The 16395-nt window shown below is 61.8% G+C and carries 15 protein-coding genes and 1 pseudogene; 12 read left to right on the top strand and 4 right to left on the bottom strand.

The annotated features are described in order from the left end of the window. The first annotated feature begins 30 nt into the window (after positions 1–30). Positions 31–426 (top strand): helix-turn-helix domain-containing protein, encoded by a 396-nt coding sequence (locus M0D64_RS42375; RefSeq protein WP_266262040.1) that lies wholly within the window; start codon positions 31–33, stop codon positions 424–426. 337 nt (positions 427–763) lie between these two features. On the opposite strand, the gene M0D64_RS42370 is transcribed toward M0D64_RS42375, so the two are convergent. Together M0D64_RS42370 and M0D64_RS42365 are read right to left on the bottom strand one after the other, a co-directional pair. Continuing rightward, positions 764–1747, bottom strand: a complete 984-nt coding sequence (locus M0D64_RS42370) for a D-alanyl-D-alanine carboxypeptidase family protein (RefSeq protein WP_266262025.1) — start codon at positions 1745–1747, stop codon at positions 764–766. A gap of 250 nt (positions 1748–1997) precedes the next feature. Then, complete coding sequence (locus M0D64_RS42365; RefSeq protein WP_266262024.1) at positions 1998–2411, bottom strand: hypothetical protein; 414 nt, start codon at positions 2409–2411, stop codon at positions 1998–2000. 75 nt (positions 2412–2486) lie between these two features. Between M0D64_RS42365 and M0D64_RS44995 the strand changes: the two are divergent. The 4 genes and pseudogenes from M0D64_RS44995 to M0D64_RS42345 form a co-directional block, all read left to right on the top strand. Continuing rightward, positions 2487–2609 (top strand): annotated as a pseudogene (locus M0D64_RS44995) (DUF3455 domain-containing protein); the annotation flags it as partial. Positions 2610–3039: 430 nt separating this feature from the next. After that, a complete protein-coding gene (locus M0D64_RS42355) occupies positions 3040–4800 on the top strand; it encodes a SulP family inorganic anion transporter (protein WP_266262023.1) in 1761 nt (586 codons plus the stop codon). A gap of 389 nt (positions 4801–5189) precedes the next feature. After that, positions 5190–5987: an alpha/beta hydrolase gene (locus M0D64_RS42350; RefSeq protein WP_266262022.1), complete on the top strand. Its 798-nt coding sequence runs from the start codon at positions 5190–5192 to the stop codon at positions 5985–5987. Positions 5988–5990: 3 nt separating this feature from the next. Beyond that, the gene (locus M0D64_RS42345; protein ID WP_266262021.1) at positions 5991–6332 is read left to right on the top strand and encodes a hypothetical protein; all 342 of its coding nucleotides are present in this window, start codon (positions 5991–5993) and stop codon (positions 6330–6332) included. 401 nt (positions 6333–6733) lie between these two features. Here the strand turns inward: M0D64_RS42345 and M0D64_RS42340 are convergent, their stop codons facing one another. Next, the gene (locus M0D64_RS42340) at positions 6734–7666 is read right to left on the bottom strand and encodes a LysR substrate-binding domain-containing protein (protein WP_266262020.1); all 933 of its coding nucleotides are present in this window, start codon (positions 7664–7666) and stop codon (positions 6734–6736) included. 131 nt (positions 7667–7797) lie between these two features. On the opposite strand from M0D64_RS42340, the gene M0D64_RS42335 reads away from it, so the two are divergent. From M0D64_RS42335 to M0D64_RS42305, 7 genes are all read left to right on the top strand, one after another. After that, on the top strand, positions 7798–8673 hold the full coding sequence (locus tag M0D64_RS42335; RefSeq protein WP_266262019.1) for an amidohydrolase: 876 nt from the start codon (positions 7798–7800) through the stop codon (positions 8671–8673). 97 nt (positions 8674–8770) lie between these two features. Continuing rightward, positions 8771–10072, top strand: coding sequence for a dicarboxylate/amino acid:cation symporter (locus tag M0D64_RS42330; RefSeq protein ID WP_266262018.1), 1302 nt, complete (start codon positions 8771–8773; stop codon positions 10070–10072). A gap of 80 nt (positions 10073–10152) precedes the next feature. Continuing rightward, positions 10153–11217, top strand: a complete 1065-nt coding sequence (locus tag M0D64_RS42325; protein ID WP_266262017.1) for a porin — start codon at positions 10153–10155, stop codon at positions 11215–11217. Positions 11218–11331: 114 nt separating this feature from the next. Continuing rightward, entirely contained in the window at positions 11332–12357 is a 1026-nt protein-coding gene (locus M0D64_RS42320; RefSeq protein ID WP_266262016.1) for an amidohydrolase family protein, read from the top strand. 2 nt (positions 12358–12359) lie between these two features. Next, on the top strand, positions 12360–13043 hold the full coding sequence (ligK, locus tag M0D64_RS42315; RefSeq protein ID WP_266262015.1) for a 4-carboxy-4-hydroxy-2-oxoadipate aldolase/oxaloacetate decarboxylase: 684 nt from the start codon (positions 12360–12362) through the stop codon (positions 13041–13043). Between the two features lie 15 nt (positions 13044–13058). After that, complete coding sequence (locus tag M0D64_RS42310; protein ID WP_266262014.1) at positions 13059–13766, top strand: substrate-binding domain-containing protein; 708 nt, start codon at positions 13059–13061, stop codon at positions 13764–13766. Between the two features lie 124 nt (positions 13767–13890). Continuing rightward, complete coding sequence (locus M0D64_RS42305; RefSeq protein ID WP_266262013.1) at positions 13891–14793, top strand: NAD(P)-dependent oxidoreductase; 903 nt, start codon at positions 13891–13893, stop codon at positions 14791–14793. Positions 14794–15442: 649 nt separating this feature from the next. Here M0D64_RS42305 and M0D64_RS42300 read toward each other — a convergent pair. Beyond that, a partial coding sequence (locus M0D64_RS42300; protein WP_266262012.1) for a transposase occupies positions 15443–16395 on the bottom strand: 953 nt, incomplete at its 5' end.

The following is a 16395-nucleotide window of genomic DNA, read 5'->3' as shown; positions in this document are numbered from 1 at the left end:
AACAAGTAGGATGAAAAAATGACTCTTAGTATGGAAAACCAGACTAATGACGACGGCGACATCAACATGCATGACGAAATGCGTCGGGCGTTTGCGCTGCTCTCGGGCAAGTGGAAGCTGGAAATCATGTGGCTGCTCAACCAGCGGGTCTATCGCTTTGGGGAATTGCGCAAGGCCATTCCGGGCATCACGCAGCACATGCTGACGGCGCAGCTTCGTGAACTGGAGGCGGATGGCCTGGTGTCGCGCACTGTCTTCGCGGAAGTACCGCCGCGAGTCGAGTATGAAATCACGCAAAAGGCCCGTGGGCTTGGCCCGACGATGGAGGCGCTTACGGCCTGGTGGAATGAGTACGGGCGAAGCGTGCCGATCAAATCGGCCTCGCGCGGGCGCAAAGCCAAGGCAGCGAGATCGAAGTCGGAGTGACACTATGAAAAGGCTCGCGGACCGAGAACGACCCTCTGCAGCCGGTGGGTAGACTCGCACCCAATGGCTCGTGATGGCCGGACTCCGGTCGTTGGATTCAAAGCACTTTTCCGCTCGACCGAAGCGGTGTTGATGCATTCCTGGGCCTCACGAAGGTCGAGGCTTGAGAGCGCCTTCCAGGCCGGCTCGAACAGGTGTTGCCGGACAATGGTCAGAGCGCCGATGTGAGGGCCCGTGCATCTGGCACGGTTGAGCCGCTCCGCGAAGCTGCGGATGTGCGTCGAACTCATGCAGGAATATTTCGCGCGAGTGGCGCGAGGCGCCATATAGCCGTAGCTCAGGCCGCAACAGGCGTGTGGTGTTCCCGCTTGCCGGCATGGTGCTTGACGGTCTGCCGGTGCGCGCCGGACGCCGAACCTGTCCGGTACGATGCGAACCGCACCTTGACGCGATGCGAACGCGCGAGCATCGAATGGTGATGATGCAGCCGAGCGCTTGCGTAATAGGGCGGCTCGACGACCGGCGTTTCGTCGCCGCTCAGCCACCGGCGTATCGTGACGAGATCGGTGGAGCGGCCCCATGATGTTTGCGAGCCGAGCAGCGCAATCATCACCTGGCCATTCGGCATGTTCGCATCGACCACGATGCAGCGCCCCGCCTCGCGGATATAGCCGGTCTTTGCGACCAGAACGTCCCAATCGGCTGCGCGGACTATCGGGTCGGTGTTGTGATAGAACCTCGTCCTCGTGCCGATCTCCTCTTCATAGCGGGGAAGCGTCGTGTATTCGCTGATCAACGGATAGTACGCCGCGGCTTCCGCCATCTTCACGATGTCGCGTGCCGTCGAGAGATTGTCCGGCGAGAGCCCGGTTGGATCGTCGAAGTGCGTATTAGCCATATGCAGCGCGTGCGCCTTTTCGTTCATCTTCTGGATGAACGCAGGCTGGCCGCCCGGGAACGCACGCGATAGCGCGGACGCCGCGCGGTTCTCGGACGACATGAGCGCAAGGCGCAGCATCTCTCCCCGTTCGAGTGACGCACCGATCGGGATGCGGGACCCCGAGTGCTTGAGCCGATCGATGTCGTCATCTTCGACGGTCACCGTGTCTCCCAACGACTGGGCGCTGTCCAGCACGACCATCCCCGTCATCAGCTTGGTGAGCGACGCGATCGGCTGGACGTCATCGGCGTTCTTTTCCAGCAGGACTTCGCCGCGTCCGACGTCGTAAACGATTGCGCTACGTGAATAGAGGAATGGCGTTTCGGCCCACGCGACGAACGGCGCAGAGGCGAGCAGTAGCGCGCTGAGGAAGTTCTTCATGGCGTTCACACCTTGGGACAGCAATCAGGTGATGGCGGGGCCAACGTGCAGGACTGTCCCCGACAACTAAACTGTAGTTGCTCATTGCAGGGATGAGTGTGTGAAAGAGGAACGAATTTTTTGTCCCTGGAAGACCAGCGATGAGGCCTGACGCTGGTCCGGCGAAGCCTACTGAAATAGCGGACGGATGTCCGCGCTCTCGGGGCCGATCCAATCAATGACCTCGAACGCGCTTGGGCCACCTACCGGTTCAGGAAAACCGCTCCCGGGCATGTGTGATATACGCCACCTCCCGTCCGGGAGCGCTTTGCTCGGCTTCGAGCAGCGCAATTTCGGCCCGTGACACATCAAACAGCGCCTTGACGGCGGCCCCCCGCTTCATCGTCACGATCGCCGAAGCGACCTCGGCCGTGGTCGTCAGGAAGGCCTCAAGCGTCCCACGTTCGGATTTGATCCGATGCAGCCTCATGTGCGGCTCGTAGTCGTGGAGCAGCGCCGTCAATTCATCCTCGCCGACGCCCGGCGAAGGTGAATCCTTCGCGATCTTGGCCATCCACTTCCGCAAACGGGCTAGCGCGGCCAGTGCCGCTGGATCCCGTCCGAAGTTCAGGATCTCTTCCCAAGGCGTGTCTGCGCTCGGTTCGGGCAATGTGTCCAGGATCATTCGGATCACCGTCGAAGGGCCCGACTCAACGGGTGAGTCCTTTACACCGGTCGCAACGCGGCGAACGTTCCCAATGGCACGCTCTCCGGCGTACGCTTCGTCCAACGGCTCGACACCGCTGGCGGCATGCCACTAACTGCTTCCAGCCCCGCCCAGCACGCGATGGCGCGCTTTCCGTATTTCGCGCGATACGTGTTTTTTACTGATCGGCAGAATCTCTCGCGCCTGCCAGAGCTGTGCGCGCGAAGCGCGAAACAGTTCCACGGCCTGGACGTGGGCACCGGACCGCTGCCCGACAAGTCGATCTTGCGACGACGGGCTGCAGTCCGACCCTCAACGGACACTGGCCTAGGCGCCACCTCATCGGCAGCTTCCAAGGGTACAACAGTCACTCGTGCCGTCTTTTTGCCCGGAAGGTGATCGTCGCGTACGGACCTGGACCCACCCGAATACCCTACCTGCCGCGATGGCCGGTTCATGCGATCATCAGCAATGGCTCGACGGACCGCTCGCATGCGATTTCATCTTCCTCCCAGAGAATTCGAAGCCGCGCTTCGCGGTTTGCGGGTGGATCACTGCGAGCCGCCCTTCCGACCATCAACTGCTCTGGCTCGAACTGCGCTGACCCGTGAAACCAGACACCAGTAACCCCGAGCGGCCGCCGAATCCCGCCGGGCGAATCGTATCGCGCCGGATCAACGGGCTTGCTGTGGCACGCAACTACCGGCTTGCATGGCTGCCCCACGACACGATGGCGGGCCTCAGTCTGAGCGCCGTCCTCGTGCCCGCGGGGATGGCCTACGCGGAGGCCGCCGGTTTGCCCGCCGTATCCGGGCTCTATGCGTCGTTCGCGGCACTGCTTGCTTACGCCCTTTTCGGCCCGAGCCGGATCCTCGTGCTGGGTCCGGACTCCGCGCTCGTCGCGCTGATCGCAGCGAGCGTCGCACCGCTTGCGCATGGCAATGCGGAGAACGCGCTTGCCCTCGCGGGTGGGCTCGCTCTACTGTCCGGTGCGATATGCGTGGTGGTCGGCATGCTTAAACTGGGCTTCGTGGCCGAACTGCTGTCGCTGCCGATCCGCTACGGCTATCTCAACGGCATCGTGCTGACAATCGTCGTCGGGCAAACACCCAAGCTGCTGGGCTTCCAGGCGCACGGTGAATCATTCATGCAGCAAGTGCGCGAACTCGCGAGCGGCGTCGTTGCGGGCCAGACCAATGTGCTGGCCGTTACGATCGGCGTCGCTGCGCTCGTCGTGATCCTCGTCTGCCGGCGTTGTTTGCCGAAGGTGCCCGGCGTGCTCATCGCGGTCGCGGGCGCGACGATTGCGGTCGCCGCGCTGGATCTCGCACAGCGCTTCGGGCTGGCGGTGGTCGGCAACATGCCGCAAGTGCTGCCAGCGCCACGCATTCCGGCGCTCGCACTCAACGAGTGGACGGCGCTTCTCGGCGGCGCTGCCGCTGTCGCACTCGTCTCGTTCACCGACATAAGCATCCTGTCGCGCACCTATGAGGCGCGCAGCGGGGAAACCGTCGATCGCAACCAGGAATTCGTCGCACTCGGGCTCGCGAACATCGCGGCCGGCGTCGCCCATGGGTTCGCCGTAAGCGCGAGCGCTTCGCGTACGCCGGTCGCCGAAGCGGCAGGCGCGAAGACGCAGGTGACCGGCGTCGTCGCGGCCCTGATTGTCGCGGGCCTGTTGCTGTTCGCGCCACAGGCGCTGCGCAACACACCGCAGGCAGCGCTTGCCGCGGTCGTTATCGCCACCTGTCTCGGGATGCTCGAAGTGCGCGGCGTGTTGAGACTTTATCGGCTGAGACCGAGCGAATTCGTGCAATCGATCGTCTGTCTGCTCGGCGTCGCGATAATCGGGGTCGTGAACGGTATCGGCATTGCGCTCGCACTCGCGGCTCTGGGGTTCCTGTGGCGAGGGTGGCGTCCGCATTCCGCTGTGCTTGGCCGCGTCGATCAGATGAAGGGCTATCACGATGTCGCCCGCCATCCGGAGGCCCGTCGCATTCCCGGGTTCGTCCTGCTGCGATGGGATGCGCCGCTTTTCTTCGCAAACGCGGAGATTTTTCGCGAACGCGTGCGGCAGGTAGTTCGCGAGGCGCCGACAAAAACCGCGTGGATCGTGATCGCAGCTGAACCGGTGACAGACGTCGACCTCACCGCAGCCGACACTCTCGTGCGGCTTCATGACGAACTCCTCGCGTTGCACGTCACGCTGTGCTTCGCGGAGCTGAAGGGGCCCGTGAAGGACAGCCTGGAGCACTACGGCCTGTTCACGATGATCGGCGAGCGAAACTTCTTTCCTACCATCGGACAGGCGGTGAACCGTTATCTGGAGTCGCATGCGGTCGAATGGCACGATTGGGATGAGACGTAGGCGCGTCGCGCTCACAGGCTGTGAGGAGGACAGCCGAGTCAGATAGCGCGGGTGTCCAGTAGGAGTGGGCGGACAGGACATTCAAATGTCCGTACGAACGCGCGTGCCAGCGGCGACAAATGGCCGGGTCCGGTTCAATATTGAAACGACAAGGCCGCGCGCCGTCGATGCTTTCGGTGGTGTGATTCACTGAAGTATGCAGCACAAGACTGGTCCACGGTTCACTGTGCAAGCGGGGGGCGTCGTTGCCAACTGCCCGTTGCCTTAGAGCCGTCCCTCCCGGCGCCGTCAGCGCGTGGCTCGCGACGACACGCATGGACATAAGCGGTGGCCAATACACGCTAAACTGGGTTCGTTACTGAAACGATCGGTGGATCGGGCTCAAGGCGATGAAATTTACCGGGTTGATGTTGCGTCTCACCGTTGCGTGCCTGATTGTGTTCGCAGGAGTCGCCATCTTGCAGGATCGTTTTATCTACTTCCCTGAGAAGGCTGCAACCGGGGACGTCGTTTCCAGCGTACTTCGCGCCTGGCCGACACCTGAGGCGTTCCGGGGCCTCGTGGCCGAGCCCGTCGGATCCGTGCGCGCCACCGTCATCGTCTTTCATGGCAATGCCGGGCATGCCGGACACCGTTCGTTCTACGCCGCAGCGCTCATGCGGCTCGGGCTGCGCGTGATCCTCGCCGAATATCCAGGCTACGGGCCGCGCGACGGCACGCCGGGCGAAGAGAGTCTGGTCAGTGATGCCCAACAGACCATCGCGCTGGCGCATCGGCTCTATGGCGCGCCGCTGCTGCTCATCGGCGAATCGCTCGGGGCCGGCGTGGCGGCCGCCGCCGGCTCGCGTGAACGCGACAAGACCGCTGGCTTGCTGCTCATCACGCCATGGGATCGGCTTGAGCACGTCGCCGCTTATCACTATCCGTGGCTGCCCGTGCAATGGCTGCTGCGCGACCGATACGACAGCGTGACCCATATGGCGTCGTTCGGGCGCCCTGTTCTCGTCGTGGTTGCGGAGCGCGACAGCATCGTCCCCCCACGCTTCGGCGAAGCGCTCTACAACTCGCTGGCCGAACCGAGACAACTGATAGTGGTGAAGGCGGCTGAACATAACGACTGGATCGGCCGCGTCGACGAAACCTGGTGGCGGGAGGTGATCGGCTTCCTGCTCACGCCTTCGCATTGAAATATGAAATCACGCTGCGTCCCGTCCGGCAGGGAACGCTTCTATGTCCTCGATGCGAAGAACAGACCAGTCGAGGTGTTCGACCGCGGCGAGTGGTCGCGCTGGATGACAGAGAACGAACTGATCTTCCGCCGCACGCTGCTGGACGAATCCGGTGTGACGGTCACCACCCGCTTCCGCGGTGTGTCCGAACCGAAAACCGGGGAGGGTTCGCTGTTCGTGACGCGCGTCGCCGGAATGGAAGCGCGAGACAACAAGAGCTACGGAGCACGTACGCTCGATGAGGCGCTGGAGCAGCATGAGCTCATCGTGCAGAAGATCGTCCGCATGCTGACCAGGCGGTGATCGCCACAGCACAATGATTCTCCTCGACCATAACCATCCCCCCGCGCGGACGACATTGCCGGCCCGGGCGTCCGCCCGAAGGTCGCCACGCCCAAAGTGACTATCTATCTGACTGACGGCCTGCAGCCTTTCGACCGTGAAATCGGATATGACAATGGCGCGCCACTCTCGTCCGCACGGCTGCAGCCCGAATAACAATCCAGGCGCAGGACAGGCGATTGAAGAAGATTGGCGGCGACCGGGTGCGATTGACCGTAGTCGACCCTGTCCGTCCTTCGACCCGGCGCGAGCGTTACGGCGGCTTCCAAACCGGAACGGCTGTTCGAGCAGCCGTCTCGACCGGCATGTCTTCGGCTAGGCAATGGACAGAACATCGAAAGGTTGCTGACCTTTCTCAAGCCTCATTCCAGTCGCATTGCTCCAGGGTCCCGGTTAGCAGTGTAGAGCGGAAGCACCTCGGTCTCGATCAGGCCGATTGCCTCCATCGCCAGGTGTGACAAGGTGTGCTGGCTGCTCGTCGCGATTGCGAGACGGCTGTGCAGCGTCGGGTGCCGTATGCGCGTCACGGAAAACGGGCGCCTGAGCGGATCGGTGGCCGGCGCATTGATGGGCAACACCGCGTAACCATAGCCCTCGCACACGAGGTCGAGAATCGCCCCGACCGCATCCACCTCGAGTGCGATGGAGAGCTTGACGCCCTCCTCGGCCGCGCGCGTTTCGACGACCTGCCGCAGCGCATGCATGCGCCCTGGAATGATGAGTGGATAGCGCGCGATGTCCTTCAGGCGGATCTGTTCCGGTGCCTGACCACCTGTGCCCCCAGTCATGCCAATCAGGAACAGTTCTTCCTCAAACAGTGCGCGCTTCTCGACGAGTGCGGTGAGCGAAGTGTCGTAAAGCACGGCCGCATCGATGCGCCCCATCATCAGCCACTCTGTCAGGTAGGTGGAAAGCCCCTCTGCCACGGAGATCGTCGCATCTGGAAACCGCTGCCTGAACTGCCGGATCAACTCCTGCGTGGCGACCTTTGCGAAACTCGGCGCAAGGCCGATGCTGAAGTGTCCGCTGACCGTCCCCTTCAATTGCCGAAGATCGTGCCGCGCACGCTCGGCCTGCAGCAGCATCCCCTTCGCATGACCCAGCATGACCTGCCCAGCATCGGTTGCCAGGACGCCGCGCCCGTGCCGCACGAGTAGGGTCTGCCTTAATTCCACCTCGAGCTGTCGCACGAGGCGGCTCAAGGTCGGTTGATTGGTATCGAGGATCGTGGCCGCGCGCGTAAAGCTCCCTAGCTCAACCACGTGCACGAAGGCCTCGAGCTGCTTCAGTTCCATTTCGGCTCCTATACGGTTTTCGTATATCAGCTAGTCGGCTATGTCGATTGTATTGGCCAACTCGAATCGCCACAATGATCCTCATTCGCTGCCATGCCTCGCAACTTTTCTCAATGGAGTTCAGCCAGACCATGAAGCCCTGTCTTCCGCCAGATCCGAACCCAGTCAAACCGTCGCATGGGCTCCCCGCGCTCGCGTGCGACGCGCACTGCCACGTATTCGGCCCCGCTGAGCGTTTCCCCTATGCCGACGATCGCAGCTACACGCCACCCGACGCGCCGTTCGAATCGCTCGCTGCCCTGCATGACCATCTGGGCCTTGCGCGTGGGGTGATCGTGCAGGCGAGCTGCCACGGCACCGACAACACCGCGATGCTCGATGCGATCGCCCGGGGCAACGGGCGATACCGAGGCGTCGCCATCGTCGATGCAGACGTGACCGATGAAACGCTGAAGGCGCTCAACGACGCGGGTGTGCGCGGCGTACGCTTTAATTTCGTCGCCCATCTGGGCGGAGCGCCCGACCTGGACGTATTCGAACGCGTGCTGCGGCGCATCGAAGCGCTTGGCTGGCATGTCGTCCTGCACCTCGACGCACAGGACATCGTCAAATACGCCGATCTGATCGGGCGGATTCGCGTGCCATTCGTAATCGACCACATGGGCCGCGTGCGCGCCGAGGCGGGTCTGGATCAGGAGCCGTTCCGGCTACTGCTGGAATTGATGCGGAATCCGCTCGCGTGGGTAAAGGTGTGCGGCTCCGAGCGAGTCTCGGCGGGCAAGCGCCCCTTCGACGACGCGATTCCCTTCGCGCGAGCACTCGTTTACGCCGCACCGGATCGTGTGTTGTGGGGCACAGATTGGCCGCATCCAAATATCTCAAAGGACATGCCCAATGACGGTGAACTAGTGGACCTGCTGTTCCGCATTTGCGACGACCCCGTGCTGCTCCACAAGATCCTGGTCGAGAACCCTGAACGACTTTACGACTTCGGCGCTGCTAAATAACAGACGGTCAAAAAGGCCGCAAGACAACATATCGGAGACAAAGCATGACCCAAGCCAACTTTCGTTCTCGCATTGCGTTTGCCACGGGGCAGCCGCGATGAACGCCACCACCTCATCCCGTGATACGACGCCGCGTAGACGCGTCCCCTTTTACCGCCAACTCTATGTGCATGTGCTGGCTGCGATCCTGATTGGTGTCCTGCTCGGCCACTTCGCGCCGGCGCTCGCCGTCCAGATGAAGCCACTCGGCGATGCGTTCATCAAGCTCGTCAAGATGGTGATCGGCCCAATCATTTTCTGCACCGTGGTCGCGGGCATCGCGGGCATGGGCGACATGAAGAAGGTCGGCCGCGTCGGCGGAAAGGCCATGCTTTATTTTGAAGTCGTCTCGACGCTCTCGCTGATGATCGGGCTCATGGCCGGACATCTGTTGCGTCCGGGTGCCGGTTTCAACCTCGATCCGTCGAAAATTGATGCTTCCGTGCTTTCCGGCTACGCGACTCAGGCCCATGAGCAAAGCACCGTCGAGTTCCTCATGCACATCATCCCGAACACCGTGATCGATGCGTTCGTGACGGGCAATGTGCTGCAGATTCTCCTCATCTCGGTGCTCTTCGGCGCCGCGCTTGCCGCGCTCGGGGAACGGGGCAAGCCGCTGGTCGAGTTCATCGGCGGCATCGCCAACGTGTTCTTTGGCATCGTTCACATCATCATGAAGACCGCTGCCATCGGAGCCTTCGGTGCGATCGCCTACACAATCGGAACATATGGAGTCGGATCCGTCTTGCCGCTGATCAAGCTGATCGGCGCGTTCTACCTGACGCTTTTTGTGTTTGTTGTGGTCGTCCTCGGCGCGATTGGGCGCGTGATGGGCTTCAACATCTTTCGCTTCATGAGCTATATCCGCGAGGAGATTCTCATTGTTCTCGGCACGAGCTCATCCGAAGCGGCGCTGCCCGGGATGCTCGAGAAGCTCGAACGCCTGGGGTGTTCCAAGCCGGTAGTCGGGCTCGTCGTGCCTGCGGGCTATTCGTTCAATCTCGATGGCACCAACATCTATCTGACGATGGCGGTCCTGTTCATCGCGCAGGCCTTCAATATCCAACTCACCTTCACGCAGGAGATGACACTGATCGTGGTCGCAATGCTCACCTCGAAGGGCGCGAGCGGCGTGGCCGGTGCTGCGTTCATCATGCTCACCTCGACTCTGCTTGTGTTCCCCGTCATCCCTGTGTCAGGCATGGTGCTGATTCTCGGCATTCACCGATTCATGGGCACCGGACTCGCCGTCGTCAACACGATTGGGAACGGTGTCGCAACGCTCGTTGTTTCCGCCTGGGAGCGCGAGCTCGACCGCGACAAGCTCGACGCCGCCATGAAGAAGCGCACGGTCAGCTAGAGCACGGCTTCGTATAGGGGGCCCGCGTCAGGGCTGGCCGCCGCCGTACAAGACAATCAAAACACCAAGGAGACTGCCCCATGAAGATCAGGAGAACTGCACGCCCCAAGAGATCGTGCACAGAGCGATCACGCTTGCAGGCCGGCGCTTGCGCAGCGATGACATTGTGCGCAGCCAGCGTAAGCGCGCAGGTCCAGGACGCCTCGCAGGTCCAGCTTTACGGAATCGTCGGCACATACGTCGACAGTCTGAAGCGCAGCGACATGCAGCATTCGCAAGTTCAGATGGGAAGCGGCGGTCTAACGACGTCCTTCTGGGGTATTCGCGGCAAGGAAGATCTCGGCGGCGGTGTGAACGCTATATTCACTCTGGAAAGCTTCTTTCAGCCGAATAACGGCGCACTCGGACGCAGCGCAAGCGACCCATTCTGGTCGCGCAATGCTTATGTTGGCTTCTCAGGGCCCTTTGGTCAGCTCACCTTCGGCAGACATCGGAACCCGACCTACACGGCTATGTCACTGGTTAACCCGTTTAGCTCTTCCGTGGTGTTTTCACCTTTGGTGCTGCAAACGTTCGTGGCGACTTACGGTGGCTCGATCATCGGCGATACGGTCTGGAACAACGCTGCCCAATATACAACCCCGACCTACAAGGGCTTGGGGGCGACGGTCATCTACGGTATGGGCGGCGTAGCGGGTTCACCGGGAGTCGGCAATCTCGGCGTCCATCTCGCCTATGTGAATAACGGGCTGACGGCAGTACTTTCCGCGCAGCGTGTTCGCTTCACGATGGTGGGCCCCGTGGCCGCTCAGTATGCATACCTCGCGGGAGCCGCCTACGACTTCAGGGTCGCGACTCTCTACGCTGCGGCAGTGATGACGAGCGACGTCAGCACGCCTACCGGCACGCATACCTATGAAGCCGGTCTTTCCGTGCCGTTTTCGCCAGCAGATTTCCTTCTCGTTGAATGGGCGCGGACGCGGCGCTCTGGACCCGTCGACAATAGCTTGCGTAACACGGCGACCATTGGATTCGACCATTTGCTCTCCAAACGCACCGATATTTACGCCATATATTCACTCGACAAGCTGAGCGACAAGCCCGTCGGCAATACCCTCGGAGTAGGAGTTCGGCATACGTTTTAAGTCGCGGCGCGCGCAGAGGTCGTTTCCTTCGCGCGCCGGTAGCGATTAATGCAGAACCAGCGCATGGCACTCGTCATATCGCGCTGACAATCGAATCAGTTATTGGGAGCGACGATGATCATCGACATTCATGGCCATTACACCACCGCGCCGAAGGCGCTGGAGAACTGGCGTAACCGCCAGATTGCGGGCATCACGGGTCCGTCCGGGATGCCGAAGGCGTCCGAATTGCACATCGGCGACGACGAGTTGCGCGAGTCGATCGAAAGCAATCAGCTGCGGCTGATGCGCGAACGCGGTCTCGACCTCACGATCTTCAGCCCGCGAGCAAGCTTCATGGCGCATCACATCGGGGACTTTCAGGTCTCCAGCACCTGGGCGGCGATCTGCAATGAGCTGTGTTTCCGCGTGAGCCAGCTTTTCCCCGAGCATTTCATTCCGGCCGCGATGTTGCCGCAAAGCCCCGGCGTGGATGTCGCCACGTGCATCCCCGAGCTCGTCAAGTGCGTGGAGGAGTACGGCAACGTCGCGATCAATCTCAATCCGGATCCGTCGGGCGGGCACTGGACCAGCCCGCCGCTCTCGGACCGCTACTGGTATCCGATTTACGAGAAGATGGTCGAGTACGACATCCCGGCGATGATCCACGTGAGCACGAGCTGCAACGCGTGCTTCCACACGACCGGCGCTCACTACCTGAATGCCGACACCACCGCTTTCATGCAGTGCCTCACGTCGAACCTGTTCCGCGATTTTCCGACCTTGCGCTTTGTGATCCCGCATGGCGGAGGCGCGGTTCCCTATCACTGGGGCCGCTTCCGCGGGCTCGCGCAGGAACTCAAGAAGCCGTTACTGAAGGACCATCTGCTCAACAACGTCTTCTTCGACACCTGTGTCTACCACCAGCCGGGCATCGATCTGCTTACGCGTGTGATTCCGGTGGACAACATTCTGTTTGCGAGCGAGATGATCGGCGCCGTGCGCGGCATCGATCCGGAGACGGGCAACTATTTCGACGACACCAAGCGCTACATTGAGACCGCGCATATCGACGCACACGATCGGTACAAGATCTACGAGGGTAACGCGCGGCGTGTCTACCCGCGCCTCGATGCAGGGCTCAAAACGAAAGGAGATTGATCATGATTGAACTAGGGGTCGTATATCGAAACATTCAGCGCGCGGATGGCGATACGGCCGCCAAACTCGGCGCGCTCGGGTCCGCGACTGTCCACGAGGCGATGGGGCGCGTGGGCCTGATGAAGCCCTATATGCGGCCGATCTATAACGGCGCGCAGACGGGCGGCACGGTCGTCACGGTCCTGCTCCAGCCAGGCGACAACTGGATGCTGCACGTCGCGGCGGAGCAGATCCAGCCTGGCGACGTCGTCGTTGCGGCTGCCACGGCCGATTCCACCGATGGCTTTTTCGGTGATCTGCTGGCAACAAGCTTCAAGGCACGCGGCGCACGAGGGCTCATTATCGACGGAGGCGTGCGCGATGTGCGCGTGCTGGCGGAGATGAACTTCCCGGTATGGAGCAAGGCAATCTCGTCCAAAGGGACGGTCAAAGCCACGCTCGGGTCGGTGAACATTCCAGTGGTATGCGCCGGCGCGCTGGTGATGCCCGGCGATGTCGTCGTCGCGGACGACGATGGTGTGGTCGTGGTGCCGGCGGCATCGGCGCAGAATGTTCTCGAAAAGGCGGCTGCGCGCGAAGCCAACGAGGGCGAGAAGCGCGCGAAGCTGGCCGCCGGCGTGCTCGGTCTGGATATGTACAACATGCGCGGACCGCTGCAACAAGCCGGGCTGCGCTATATCGATTGAAAAGGGGCGACAACCATGGTCACTAGTCAAACCATCAATGAACGGATCACCGGTATCTCGTCGATGGCCACGCGCAACGTGCTTTCCGAGTTGGTCGAAGAATACGAGCGGCTATCGGGACGACCTGTGGTCATCGAATCGGTCGGTGGTGTCGCTGCTGCCCGTCGCGTCCAGGAAGGCGAGCCATTCGATATCGTCGTGCTTGCGGCCGACGCGATCGACCGGCTGGCCGCGGCCGGCAGGATCGATCCGGCCAGTCGGGTCGACCTGGCCCGTTCGGGCGTGGCAATTGCGGTGGCGGCCGGGGCGCCTCGACCGGAGACCGGTACTGAAGCCGCCGTTCGCGACGCCATTCTGGCCGCGCGCAGCATCGGCTATTCGACAGGTCCCAGCGGTTCGCACCTCAGCCGCTTGTTCGAGCGCTGGGGCATCTCTGAAGCCATCGCGCCGCGCATCGTGCAGGCGCCGCCCGGCGTTCCAGTAGGCACGCTCGTCGCGCAGGGGGAAGTCGAGCTGGGTTTCCAGCAATTGAGCGAATTAATGCCTGTGGCAGGCATTGATGTCATCGGCTATCTGCCGCCCGAGATTCAGGTCATCACCGTATTCTCGGCAGCCATATGCACAGCGTCTAAGCGGCATGAAGCCGCGGAGGAACTGATCTCCTTTCTGGCCTCGCCCCAGGCTGATTCCGTCAAGCTTCGTCATGGCATGGAACCATCATGAGGGGGTCCCCAATAGCGGGGTTAAGGTCGCGGTTCGCGCTCCCGCCCTGCTACAGCTTCAATATCGAATGCGCAGACGATGTCCCCTCGCTTTCATCTCGAACCTTCACTCGCAGAGAATCAGCATGGATCAGAACAGCAATCAGCATATAGGCCGCGTCGCGATCATCGGCTTCGGAGAAGTCGGGCCTATCTTCGCGCGAGCATTGACCGCCGCCGGCCATAAAGTGTCGGTCTTCGACATCAAGCTGCAAGATGCTGCAACGCGGTCGAGGATCGTGCAGCGGGCCCGCGACTGCGAGGCCCATATCGCCAACGACCTCGCAACGTCACTTCGCGATGCGCAACTCGTTTTCTCCGTGGTCACGGCAAGCCAGGCGGAAGTGGTTGCCACGGCTTCGGCCGAATATCTGACGAGCGGTCAGACCTATCTCGACCTCAATTCTGTATCGCCCGCTGTCAAGCAGCGCAACTGCCAGCAGATCGAGCGCAACGGCGCGGATTACGTGGAAGCCGCGGTGATGGCTCCGGTCCCGCCGCAAGGCGTAAGAGTGCCGATGCTGTTGGGCGGCCGGCTAGCCTCGCATACGGCGGATATTCTCAACGGTCTGGGCATGCGCACGGAGGCCGTAGCTCAGGAAGTCGGCCTCGCTTCAGCCATCAAGTTGTGCCGCAGCATCATGATCAAAGGCATGGAGGCGCTTTGCGTTCAATCGATGTTGGCGGCCAAACAGTTCGACGTCGACGACCGCGTGCTTGCGTCGCTCGCGGCAAGCTTTCCGGGCATGGGCTGGGAAAAGGGCTATGAAGCGTATCTGATCGGCCGGGTTGTCGAGCACGGACAACGACGCTCCGAAGAAATGCGCGAAGCCGCGCTGATGCTCGAAGGTCTGGGCATGTCGGGCGCCCTCGCCAGCGCGATTGCCGATGTGCAACAGGAACTTGCGGCGCGCGCCGCGCCGCTGGTCGAAGCGCTCGATCCCAAGGGCAGCTTGTCCGGATGGCGAAGCCTGCTGAAACCCGTCTGATGGCGTAGCAATATTCTTTCCCCTTTATGCGCAGGTATTGCGCAATGCTATTGACTCGCAATCGCACGCCGAGCGTCGTGCCGCGCCGAGGATCACTGCCTGGACTGTTATGCCCGTAGCGCACAGCAACGAGATCGCCAGGCAGCCCCCCGTTCGAATGCCACCGAGCACTCCGCCCGACTACGTTCGCTTGACGCCCGATAAGCACCACGGCGCGGCTGTTTGTTTCGCTGCGTTGTTGTCATCAACGCTATGAACCGACGTTAAGCTTCGCAAGCCCAATGGCCGTTTTCTGTTTAGGGTTGTAGGACGCCTGCCCTGATCCGTCGACACGTCAACTCGCCCAGACGCAAGCGGGCAGGCGTCCTACAAGCCCCAAGGGAGGAAACCGCGGAGTGCTCTGACATGGCCTGAACATTTCACCGCTATGGCGATTTGTTCGATCCCATTGAGGGCATGGTAGATATAAACGCGGGTAAATCTGAGGTAAGACAGACACGATCGCAGCAGCGGCACAACGGCGGGTCGCCATCGCGCCGGCTCGGCCAGCGCCAAACTGCCGGTTTGGAACGATAGGCGCAGGCGTCTGCTATTGGCTCTCGTTGCCGAAGAGCCGACAGTCGGACTGTGCATCGTGACGCGGTGGTGTTCATGCGTGGGCCCACTCGACAGGCGGTGCCCGGATAGGTCTGCTGCGTTGGAGTATGTCGATGATGATCATTGGCGAACCACAGTGCCGGCAAACGAAGGTTGGCGGCACTGCCACGGTGGGTACAACGTTGGCAAGGCCGATACTGACAGGCACGACGTCCAGCAACTCGCGTATCGTCGCGAGATTCTGGCGCCGCGATGGGTTCGCGATCAGACCGTAGTGGCGGATGCGGTGGAAGCCGCCAGGCAGCACGCGCAGCAGGAACCGGCGCACGAACTCATCTGCCTGGAGCGTCATGGTCTTGTTGCGTGTGCGTCCGTCCACGCGGTAGTCCTTCCAGCGGAAGGTGACGCCGTGTTCGTCGAGCGCGACCAGGCGTTGGTTGGAGATCGCCACCCGGTGGGTATAGCGTGACAGATAGGCGAGCACTGCTTTGGGTCCCGCAAACGGGCGTTTGGCGTATACCACCCACTCGCATGCACGCATTGGCGCAAGCCAGTCGGCAAAGGCTGCCATATCGTTGAGCTCGGCGTATTCGCCGAAGAAGCGCAACTGGCCGCGGCGATAGATCGCTTCCAGCTCCTCGAGGAAGCGTCGCCGGAACAGGCGCGAGAGCACGCGCACTGGAAGGAAGAAACCTGGCTTGCAGGCTACCCACCGGCTTCGGTCCGGCGACAACCCACCACCGGGAACGATGCCATGCACATGGGGATGATGCGTGAGCGCGGAGCCCCAGGTATGCAGCACGAGAGTGGCACCGATCTGTGCCCCGAGATGCTTCGGATCGGCGGCGATGGTGCGCAATGTCTCGGCCGCGATATCGAACAGCAGCCCGTAGATGACGGCCTTGTTGTAGTACGCAATCGCGCTGATCGCAGCCGGCAGCGTAAAGACCACGTGGTAGTACCCGACCGGCAGCAGGTCGGCCTGACGCGCTTCGAGCCAGCGGC

The sequence above is a fragment of the Paraburkholderia sp. WS6 genome, from assembly GCF_030464835.1.
Classification (GTDB): Bacteria; Pseudomonadota; Gammaproteobacteria; order Burkholderiales; family Burkholderiaceae; genus Paraburkholderia; species Paraburkholderia madseniana.
The sequence above is the reverse complement of the archived record's forward strand: the minus strand, read 5'-3'. Positions and strand labels throughout refer to the sequence as shown.

What these genes read in the sequence shown, in the direction of transcription:
- M0D64_RS42310 (WP_266262014.1), top strand. Translation starts at nt 13,059, where the DNA reads ATGGTCACTAGTCAAACCATCAATGAACGGATCACCGGTATCTCGTCG.
- M0D64_RS42325 (WP_266262017.1), top strand. Translation starts at nt 10,153, where the DNA reads ATGAAGATCAGGAGAACTGCACGCCCCAAGAGATCGTGCACAGAGCGA.
- M0D64_RS42365 (WP_266262024.1), bottom strand. Translation starts at nt 2,411, where the DNA reads ATGATCCTGGACACATTGCCCGAACCGAGCGCAGACACGCCTTGGGAA.
- M0D64_RS42330 (WP_266262018.1), top strand. Translation starts at nt 8,771, where the DNA reads ATGAACGCCACCACCTCATCCCGTGATACGACGCCGCGTAGACGCGTC.
- M0D64_RS42305 (WP_266262013.1), top strand. Translation starts at nt 13,891, where the DNA reads ATGGATCAGAACAGCAATCAGCATATAGGCCGCGTCGCGATCATCGGC.
- M0D64_RS42350 (WP_266262022.1), top strand. Translation starts at nt 5,190, where the DNA reads ATGAAATTTACCGGGTTGATGTTGCGTCTCACCGTTGCGTGCCTGATT.
- ligK (WP_266262015.1), top strand. Translation starts at nt 12,360, where the DNA reads ATGATTGAACTAGGGGTCGTATATCGAAACATTCAGCGCGCGGATGGC.
- M0D64_RS42375 (WP_266262040.1), top strand. Translation starts at nt 31, where the DNA reads ATGGAAAACCAGACTAATGACGACGGCGACATCAACATGCATGACGAA.
- M0D64_RS42370 (WP_266262025.1), bottom strand. Translation starts at nt 1,747, where the DNA reads ATGAAGAACTTCCTCAGCGCGCTACTGCTCGCCTCTGCGCCGTTCGTC.
- M0D64_RS42335 (WP_266262019.1), top strand. Translation starts at nt 7,798, where the DNA reads ATGAAGCCCTGTCTTCCGCCAGATCCGAACCCAGTCAAACCGTCGCAT.
- M0D64_RS42340 (WP_266262020.1), bottom strand. Translation starts at nt 7,666, where the DNA reads ATGGAACTGAAGCAGCTCGAGGCCTTCGTGCACGTGGTTGAGCTAGGG.
- M0D64_RS42320 (WP_266262016.1), top strand. Translation starts at nt 11,332, where the DNA reads ATGATCATCGACATTCATGGCCATTACACCACCGCGCCGAAGGCGCTG.
- M0D64_RS42345 (WP_266262021.1), top strand. Translation starts at nt 5,991, where the DNA reads ATGAAATCACGCTGCGTCCCGTCCGGCAGGGAACGCTTCTATGTCCTC.